The sequence below is a fragment of the Allobosea psychrotolerans genome (genome assembly GCF_002917105.1).
GTDB classification, from domain to species: Bacteria; Pseudomonadota; Alphaproteobacteria; order Rhizobiales; family Beijerinckiaceae; genus Allobosea; species Allobosea psychrotolerans.
On sequence record NZ_PQFZ01000003.1, the window covers coordinates 20,486 to 29,709 of the forward strand.

The 9,224-nt window shown below is 66.1% G+C and carries 8 protein-coding genes; 5 read left to right on the top strand and 3 right to left on the bottom strand.

The window, feature by feature from the left end; all coding sequences use genetic code 11:
* The first annotated feature begins 8 nt into the window (after positions 1–8).
* The 5 genes from CYD53_RS05655 to CYD53_RS05675 all read left to right on the top strand — a co-directional run bounded on the left by CYD53_RS05655 (position 9) and on the right by CYD53_RS05675 (position 7,550).
* Complete coding sequence (locus tag CYD53_RS05655) at positions 9–1,454, top strand: YcjX family GTP-binding protein (RefSeq protein WP_103717157.1); 1,446 nt, start codon at positions 9–11, stop codon at positions 1,452–1,454.
* A gap of 28 nt (positions 1,455–1,482) precedes the next feature.
* Entirely contained in the window at positions 1,483–2,493 is a 1,011-nt protein-coding gene (locus CYD53_RS05660; protein WP_103717158.1) for a YcjF family protein, read from the top strand.
* Between the two features lie 179 nt (positions 2,494–2,672).
* Positions 2,673–4,094, top strand: coding sequence for a flagellar hook protein FlgE (locus CYD53_RS05665; RefSeq protein ID WP_103717159.1), 1,422 nt, complete (start codon positions 2,673–2,675; stop codon positions 4,092–4,094).
* 58 nt (positions 4,095–4,152) lie between these two features.
* Entirely contained in the window at positions 4,153–6,021 is a 1,869-nt protein-coding gene (gene flgK / locus CYD53_RS05670) for a flagellar hook-associated protein FlgK (protein WP_103717160.1), read from the top strand.
* A gap of 11 nt (positions 6,022–6,032) precedes the next feature.
* The gene (locus CYD53_RS05675) at positions 6,033–7,550 is read left to right on the top strand and encodes a flagellin (protein WP_146055821.1); all 1,518 of its coding nucleotides are present in this window, start codon (positions 6,033–6,035) and stop codon (positions 7,548–7,550) included.
* Positions 7,551–7,812: 262 nt separating this feature from the next.
* On the opposite strand, the gene flaF is transcribed toward CYD53_RS05675, so the two are convergent.
* The 3 genes from flaF to CYD53_RS30140 form a co-directional block, all read right to left on the bottom strand.
* A complete protein-coding gene (flaF, locus tag CYD53_RS05680) occupies positions 7,813–8,184 on the bottom strand; it encodes a flagellar biosynthesis regulator FlaF (RefSeq protein ID WP_103717162.1) in 372 nt (123 codons plus the stop codon).
* Positions 8,168–8,560: a flagellar biosynthesis repressor FlbT gene (gene flbT, locus CYD53_RS05685; protein WP_103717163.1), complete on the bottom strand. Its 393-nt coding sequence runs from the start codon at positions 8,558–8,560 to the stop codon at positions 8,168–8,170. The genes flaF and flbT overlap by 17 nt, the downstream gene beginning before the upstream one ends.
* A 49-nt stretch (positions 8,561–8,609) precedes the next feature.
* Positions 8,610–9,224 (bottom strand): flagellin (locus CYD53_RS30140; RefSeq protein WP_281261244.1); only part of this gene is annotated, 615 nt, incomplete at its 5' end.

Consider the following 9,224-nt stretch of genomic DNA (forward strand, 5'->3'; position numbering starts at 1 on the left):
GTTTTCTCATGAGCCAGCCTTCCTATCTCGACGAGGCCCGCAACGCCGCGCTTGCCTTCGGCGACAGCCTGCTTGGCCTGGCGCGGCCGCGCCTGCGACTGGGCGTCACCGGCCTCTCGCGCTCGGGCAAGACCGTCTTCACCACGGCGTTGATCCAGAACCTGATCGAGGGTGCGAAGCTGCCGGTGCTGAAAGCCGCGGCCGAGGGGCGGATCGCGCGGGTCAGGCTGGTGCCGCAGCCCGATCCCGATATTCCGCGCTTTCCCTATGAGGCGCATCGCGCCGCGCTGAACGGCCCCGAACGGCGCTGGCCGGAATCGACACGGCGGATTTCCGAATTGCGCGTCGAGATCGACTATGAGCGCGCGGCCGGCTGGTTCAAGGGACCGGCGACGCTGACCCTCGACATTGTCGACTATCCCGGCGAATGGCTGCTCGATCTCGCCTTGATGGGCCAGGACTACAAGGCCTGGTCGACCCAGGCCGTGGCCGATGCACGCAAGCCGCATCGCCGTGCCGTCGCCTCGGACTGGCTGGCGGATCTGGCCGGGCGCGATCCGGCGGGGCCCGCCGACGAGCTCGCGGCGGAAGCGGCGAGCATCGTCTTCAAGACCTATCTCGCAGCGCTGCGGGCCGATCCCGAAGCGGTCGCGGTGACGCCGCCGGGGCGCTTCCTGATGCCGGGCGATCTTGAGGGCTCGCCGGCGCTGACCTTCGCGCCGCTCGACCTCGGGCATGACACCGAGCCTTTGCCCGGCACGCTGGCCGGGCTGATGACCGAGCGCTTCGAGGCCTATAAGCGCGTCGTCGTGGCGCCGTTCTTCCGCGATCATTTCGCCCGTCTCGACCGGCAGATCGTGCTGGTCGATGCCTTGGCTGCGCTCGATGCCGGGGCGCCGGCCCTGGCCGATCTGGAAACGGCGCTGGGACAGGCACTGGCGGCCTTCCAGGTCGGGCGCAATTCCTGGCTGTCGAGCTGGTTTGCGCCCCGGATCGAACGGGTGCTCTTCGCGGCGACCAAGGCGGACCATATCCACCATGCCAGCCATGATCGTTTGGCGGCGGTGATGTCGCATCTCGTGGCGCGAGCGGCCTCCCGGGCGCAAGGCGCGGGAGCGCGGGTGGAAGCGATGGCGCTCGCCGCCGTGCGCGCGACGCGCGAGGTCCGGATCAAGGAAGGGCGTGACGAATTGCCCGCAATCGCCGGCGTGCCGGAGGCTGGCGAGGAGATCGCCGGGGAGGTCTTCGACGGCGTGGCGGAGGCGGCGATCTTTCCCGGCGAATTGCCGCAGCGCCCCGAGGCGATCTTCGATCCCGCAATGCGCTGGCAGATTCGCGCGCCGCGCTTCCGGCCGCCTCTGGTCGCGGCCGATGCCGGCGGGCGGACCCGGCCGCCGCCACAGATCAGGCTCGACCGGGCACTCGAATTCCTGATCGGGGACAGGCTCGCATGAGGGAGGCCAATCCGATGGAGCTTCAATCATGACGGGCAAGGCGCCGCGCGCGGTCCGGCTGGATCCGCAACCGCCGGAGGCGGCTGGCGACGGGGCTATCCGGGACGCCAATATCGCCATCCTGCCCGAGAGCGAGCCCTTCGACGCTGTCGAGCCGGCGGCAGTCCCCGTGGTGCGGCGTCGCTTTTCCTGGGGGACGGTATTCGTCGCCGGCCTGTCGGGGTTCCTGACGCTCGCCGTTGGCGTCTGGGTGGAGAACACCGTCACCGCGCTGATGATGCAGAATCCGGCGCTCGGCTATGCGGCGCTGGTTTGCGCCGGTTTCGCTGCGCTTGCGCTTCTGGTGATGCTGGCCCGCGTCCTCAGCGACATCCTGCGCGAGCGCAAGGTCGAGGCGCTGCGCCTGCGCGCGACGGCTGTTCTCGCGGGCGGCAGCACCGACGAGGCCAAGACGATCGCCGGCGAGCTCAAGGCGCTTTACGCCTCGCGCCCGGAAACGGCGAAGGGCCGCGCCGCGCTCGACGAGGCGCTGCCGCAGCTCTTCGCGGCTCGCGACGTGCTCGCCATCGCCGAGCGCAGCCTGATGGCGCCGCTCGACAGCGCCGCCCAGGCGCAGATCGCGCAGGCCGCGCGGCGGGTTTCGCTGGTCACGGCGGTGAGCCCGCGCGCGCTGGTCGACATCGTCTTCGTGCTCGTCGCCTGCGCAAGGCTGCTGCGCGCGATCGCCGGCATCTATGCCGGCAGGCCCGGCGCGCTCGGCCTGTTGCGATTGGCGCGGCAGGTGCTGGGCCATCTCGTCGTCACCGGCGGCATCGCGGCGGGCGACGCCGTGATCCAGCAGGTGGTGGGGCAGGGGCTTGCGGCCCGGCTCTCCGCAAAGCTGGGCGAGGGCGTGCTGAACGGACTGTTGACCGCCCGCATCGGACTGGCGGCGCTGGCGGTCTGCCGGCCGCTGCCTTTCGTCGAGGCGCGGCCGCCATCCCTATCGGATGTCGCCGGCGATCTGTCGGGCTGGCGCGGTGCCGGCTCCGAGAGCTGAGCGCCGCCCGGCAAATTGTGCCGGGCTGTGGCGGTTTTGCCCGGTCGAAACCGCCGCGCTACGCTTTCGAAACCATCCAAGTCTTTGACGAATAAGGCCCAAATGCGTGGCACAGGCCATGCAGATCAAACCTCGATGTTGTGGGGCGCCCATCGTGCGCCAGTCGAGGTGAGGTTGCCATGGGTGTTTTCAGTGCGTTGACGACGGCGGTGTCGGGTCTCCAGGCGCAGTCCTACGCGCTGGAGAACATTTCCGGCAACATCGCCAACTCGCGGACGGCCGGGTTCAAGCGCGTCGACACGACCTTCTCCGACCTGATCCCCGACTCGGCGCTGAACCGCCAGATCGCAGGTTCGGTGGCGGCCTACAGCCAGGCGACCACGACGATCCAGGGCGATCTTTCGGCGACCAAGATCGACACCAACGCGGCGATCAACGGCGACGGCTTCTTCGTCGTCGACCAGCGCCAGAGCGGGCTTGGCGCCAACACGACCTTCTCCAATTCGAATCTGTATACCCGCCGCGGCGATTTCGATTTCGACGCCAATGGCTATCTCGTCAATGGCGCAGGCTACTTTCTGAAGGGCCAGAAGATCGACACGGTCACGGGGCAGGTGATCGGCAGCGACCCCCAGGTGCTGCGCATCACGCAGGAGCAATATCCGGCGAAAGCGACGACCTCGATCGAGTACAGCGCCAATATCCCGGCCTATCCGGCGACGACGCGCTCCGACAAGACCGTCCCGGGTTCCGAATTGCTTCAGCCGGCAGCCTCATACACGGCCGGATCGGATCCGCATTCGACGACCACGGGCGGCAACGGCGTCGTCATCGGCACCGACCTGACCAATTTCCTGGCCCAGTCGATCCCCGGTGGTCAGGCGACCGTTTACGACTCGCTCGGCAAGGCCACGAGCGTCGATCTGCGCTGGGCCAAGGTCTCCAATGCAGCCGCCGGGCCGCCGGTCGTTACCGACACCTGGAACCTGTTCGTCGCAGAAAACACCAGCGCCACAGGCGCGACGGTGGCCTATCGCAACGCCAATGTGGACGTCGTATTCGACAGCACCGGCAAGATGACGGCGCCCTCAAGCGGCAACATCCTGCTGCCGACCATGACGATTGCCGGTACGACGATCAGCTCGGCGGCAAACCCGATCAATCTCACCACCAATGGCGGCATCAGCCTGACGCAGAATGGCGATGTCAGCGGTCAGATCGACGCCCGCAGCATCCGCCAGGACGGCTACACGGCCGGTACGCTCGACCGCGTCTCGATCTCCGCCGCGGGGCAGGTCGTCGGCACCTTCAGCAATGGTCAGGTCAAGGCGCTGGCGCAGATTGCAACCGCCCGCTTCAACGCCGGCAACGCCCTGAAGCGGCTTGATGGCGGCGCTTTCGAGGAGACGATCGAATCCGGCCCGCCGATCGTCGGGCTCGGCACCTCGCAGCTCATTGGCGGCAATGTCGAGCAGTCGAACACCGATATCGCCGACGAATTCTCGAAGATGATCGTCACCCAGCAGGCCTATTCGGCCAACACCAAGGTGATCACCACGGCCCAGGACATGCTGCGCGACGTGTTCGCCATCATCCGCTGAAGTCTTGCAAGGAGTTGACGCGGCCCAGAAGGGCCGCGGGTGACGACAGGAGTTGACGATGGGCCTCACCACTTCCCTGAACACCGCGGTCGCCGGCCTCAACGCCACGCAGATCGGCATCGGCGTCGTTTCGCAAAACGTCTCCAATGCCGGTACGGCGGGCTATGTCCGCCGTCAGGTCTCGACCACGGACACGCTGGGCGGCAACACGGTCAGCACCGGCAGCACCGCGGTTCAGCGCCTGCTCGATGTCATCGTCCAGCGCCAGCTCTGGCAGTCGACCTCCGGCGCCGCCTATAGCTCGACGCGTTCCAATGCACTGTCGAACCTCGACCAGCTCTTCGGCCAGCCAGGCAGCTCGACGGCGCTCGATTCGGTCTACAGCAATTTCACCAGCTCGCTGCAGTCGCTGCAGAACGATCCGTCGTCCTACAGCCTGCGTACCGGCGTTCTCGACGCAGCCAATCAGCTCGCCACCCAGCTGAATACGCTCTCCGACGGCGTGCAGAACCTGCGCTCGCAGGCCGAGGCCGGGATCGCCGACGGCGTCACCAAGGTCAACGCGCTGCTGAATTCGCTGACCTCGATCAACGCCAGCATCGTCGGCAAGCCGAATGATACGGGTACGGCCGATCTCAAGGACCAGCGCGACCGGGTCGTCGCCGAGCTGTCCCAGTATGTGGACATCAGGACCAACGAGGACGCGCAAGGCTCGCTGAGCATCACGACGAGCTCGGGCACGCAGCTCTTCGATGGCCGACCCACAGCGACCTTTTCCTTCGACGAGCACCAGGGAATAGGCGCGGGCTCGCAGTGGAGCTCGGACCCGACGAAGCGCGGCGTCGGCACCATCACGATGACCGACAGCTCCGGCAACCGCCGGGATGCCATCGCCAACGGCACGTTCCGCTCCGGCGAGATCGCGGCCAATATCGAATTGCGCGACAAGACGCTGGTCCAGGCCCAGGCGCAGCTCGATGAGATCGCCGCGCAGATGTCGAGCGCGCTGTCGGACCGCGAGGTCAAGGGCACGGCTGCGACGTCGGGCGCCGCGACCGGCTTCGATGTCGATCTCACCGGCCTGCAAGCGGGCAATACGGTTACCCTCGACTACCAGGTCACGCCGGGCGGGACGACGCAGCGCTTCACCTTCGTGCGGGTCGATTCCGCCGCTTCGCTGCCCCTGCCGGCCTCCGCCAGCGGGGACGCCAATAACCGCGTCGTCGGCATCGATTTCTCCGGCGGCACCGCCTCCGTCGCGGCCCAGATCCAGGCTGCCGTCGGTACGAATTTCACGGTTTCGGGCTCGGGCTCGACACTCACCATCCTCGATGACGGCGCTGCCGGCACGCGCGACGTCCTCGGCGTGACCGCAAGGCCGACCAATTCGGTGCTGTCCTCGGCGGGCGGCGCGGCGGAGCTGCCCTTCTTCGTCGATGGCGGACGCAGCAACGCCGCCTATACCGGTTCTTACGAGAATGGCTCCCAGCTTGTCGGCTATGCCAGCCGGATCATCGTCAATCCCGCGCTGATCGCCGACCGGTCCAAGCTGGTCACCTATGACACCACGACCGCGGCGGGCGACACGACGCGGCCGCAGCTCATGCTGCAGCGACTGACGCAGAGCCAGCGCGCCTTCACCAATGCGACGGGCTTCGACGGCTCGACCGCGACCAGCAGCCAGACCATCTCCTCCTTCGTCCAGCGCGTGGTCAGCTCCACGGGCCAGGCGGCGGACACGGCCAAGCGCTTCGATCAGGGGCAGCAGGTGGCGCTGGCCTCGGTGCAGAGCCGCTTCCAGGCCACGTCTCAGGTCAGCGTCGACCAGGAGATGTCGACGCTGATCGAACTCCAGACCGCTTACGCCGCCAATGCACGCATCATCTCGACGATCAAGGAGATGATGGACGTGCTGATGAGAGTGTGAGGACCGAGACGATGACCATCACCTCATATGGCACAGGCGCCTATCGCGCGGCCAAGCCGAACGAATTCGTCTCGACCCGCGGCCAGCTCGACGATCTGCAGCGCCAGCTCACGACGCAGAAGCGCAGCGAGACCTATGGCGACCTCGGCATCGCACGCGGCACCAGCCTCGATCTCAACGCCAAGGTCTCGTCGATCGATTCCTGGCTCTCGGGCATCCAGCTCGGCGACGTCAATCTCAAGCTCTCGACGCAGGCCGTCGAGAATTTCGCGACGATGACGAGCGAGACCCGGAACGACATGCGCTCGAACAGCTATGTCGCCAGCGCCAGCGGCCGCTCGGCGCCGCAGGTCCTGGCCGAGGAAAAGTTCAAGCAGACGCTCGATCTGCTCAACACCAATGTGAACGGGCGCTACCTGTTCTCCGGCCGGACTTCGGATGTTCAGCCGACGGTCAGCTATTCCGAGATGATCGATGGCGACGGGGCAGGGCGTGCCGGGCTGAAGCAACTGGTCTCGGAGCGCAAGGCGGCCGATCTCGGCACGGCCGGCCTCGGACGCCTGACGGCGGCGGGCGCTGGCACGACCGCGACGATCGCCGAGGAGATTCCGGCCCAACCCTATGGCTTCAAGCTCGCCGGCGCCTCGACGGATTCGGCTGGGCTGGTACCGACTTATACGGCCGGCCCGCCGGCGGATATCTCTGTCAACGTCGCCAGCCAGCCTGTTGCGGGCGAGAGCCTGCATATCAAGCTCAACCTGCCCGACGGTACGCAGCAGGACGTGGTCCTGACGGCGCGCGCTACGGGAACGACCGGCAATGCCAGCGATAGTTTCGAGATCGGCATTGACGCGAATGCGACCGCTGCCAATCTGCGCGCTTCGATCACAGCCGCACTCGGCACGCAAGCTGCGACGACGCTGTCGGCGGCCTCGACGATCGTCGCGGCGAAGAACTTCTTCGACGGTAGCGTCAGCAACCCGCCATTGCGCGTGCCGGGGCCGCCCTTCGATACCGCGACGGGCGCCCCGGCGCCTGGGACCGCGGCGAACACCGTGATCTGGTATCAAGGCGATGACGGCACCGATCCTGCCCGCAGCACCGCGACGGTGCAGGTCGACAAGAACCAGATCGTAGGCACCGGTGCGCGCGCCAATGAGGAGGCCTTCCGGGTCGGCCTTGCCCAGTTTGCCGCGCTCGCCATCGAGACCTTTCCCGCGACCGACACCAATTCGCAGGCGCGCTATGCAGCACTGACCGAGCGGGTCAGCGATAAGCTCGGTTTCGGCGGCAGCGTGCAGAAACCGGCCGAGATCATCACCGAGTTCGGCTCGGCGCAGACCGCCCTGGCGGCGGCGAAGGATCGCAACGAGACCACGAAGAACTATCTGACGACGGCGGTTCAGGGCGTCGAGAACGTCACGACCGAAGAGGTCGCGACGCAGATCCTGGCGCTGCAGAACCAGCTGCAGGCGAGCTATCAGGTGACGTCGATCCTGTCGAAGCTCAATTTGACGAACTACCTCTGACGTAGAGAAGGTCGTCTAATACTTGGAACCGCGCCGTCATCCTGGACAAGCGGCGAAGCCGCGCAGCTCCGGGATCCATCGTAGAGCGTGTCGCCCTCCGATGGATCCCGGGTCGACCTTCGGTCGCCCAGGATGACGCCGAGTTTCCGAGCACGCACAGCATGCTCCAGAAAGCTATGGCACCAAATGAAACGGGCGCCACCTTTATGAAGGTGGCGCCCGTTTCATTTGGTGCGATGTGTCCAAGCTGGGCGCCGCCGCTTCAGCGGCCGCGCAGGCCCGCTGCGATGTCGCGATTGATGTTGACCAGCACGCCGAGCGCCTCGGGCGCGGGCTGGGCGGCGATGCGGAAGGTCTGGTTGAAGATGAAATTCGCCAGGCCGAGGATGTTCTGCTTGATGCCGACGGGCAGCGGATTATCTTCCGCGATAACGGCCGAGACCAGCAAGGTCCAGAGCTTGCGGTTGTAATGCAGGGCTTCGTCGAGATCGCCTGCGCGCTCGGTCCAGTCATCGGCGATCGACTGGAGCCGCATGGCGGCCTTGATCAGCAGGGAGGCTTCGAGTTCGCGGGGGGAGACAGCGGCTTGAGCCGTCTTGGCGGCGGAGGCGTACGCGTTAAACCCGTGTTGCATTCTCGATGAGTTCCGCTTCGTAGGCGATCAGCTTTTTCGCTGCCTTCAGGGCTTTGTACAGATCGCCGCTTAAGATGCGGTTATTGATCTCATGAATATACGACAGAGAGCTTGGCGCCGCCTGGACGAAATCGCGCACCAGCTCGAAATAGATGTCGTGCTCGCGCGTCGGGTCCTGCGCGAGGTACATGAGCTGGATGGCGAGATAGATCTTCTTGGCCGGGCTGTCGGCGTTGGCAGCCGTCAGGATGTCTTTTTCGCGCAGGATCGGCGCGTCGCCCTCGATGAAGAAGCGCGTGCGCTGCTCGTCGTTGCGGATCACCACCTGGCCGATGATGATGCGCTCATTGGGCTTGAGTTCGACCTTGAGGGCCATAGCTGTCCTGCCGTCTGGCTGCGAGGAAGGCGGTCGGGCGGCCGGGCTCTTACTGGAAGAGCCGCAGCACGCCCTGATCGGCCTGGTTGGCGAGCGAGAGCGCCGTCTGCGAGAGCTGCTGGCGCGTATTGAGCGCAAGCAGGCTGGCGCCTTCCGCGTTCGAGTCGGCCGATACCAAGTTGTCGGCGCCGGTCGTCAGCACGTTGGAGAGTTCCTTGGTGAAGTCCTGCCGGGTCTGCGCGACCGAAAGGTTCGAGCCCAGCGTCGAGGAGAGCGACTTCAGCGAGGTCAGCGAGCTCGTCAGCGCTGCCGTGGCCTTGTCGAGATCAGAGTCGTTCTGGAAATTGAAGAAGCCGGCGAGCTGCGTGTTGACCGCCTGCGAGATGCCGAGATTGTCGGCGGTCAGGGTTGAGCCCTGGATGTCGAGCTTGGTCTGGTTGGTGCCGGTCTTCTCGTTGAAGACGATCGAGAGACGGTCGCCCTGCAGCAGGTTGATGCCGTTGAAGCTCGAATCCTTGGCGAGCTTGTCGATCTGGTCGCGCAGGTCGTTGAACTGCTGGATGAGGTTCGAGCGGACGGCCGAGGTGATGCTCTGGCCCTTGATCGCTCCGGCTGCAGTGGCATCAGTCGCAACGAACCCGATCGCAGTGTTGCTGCCGCCAGT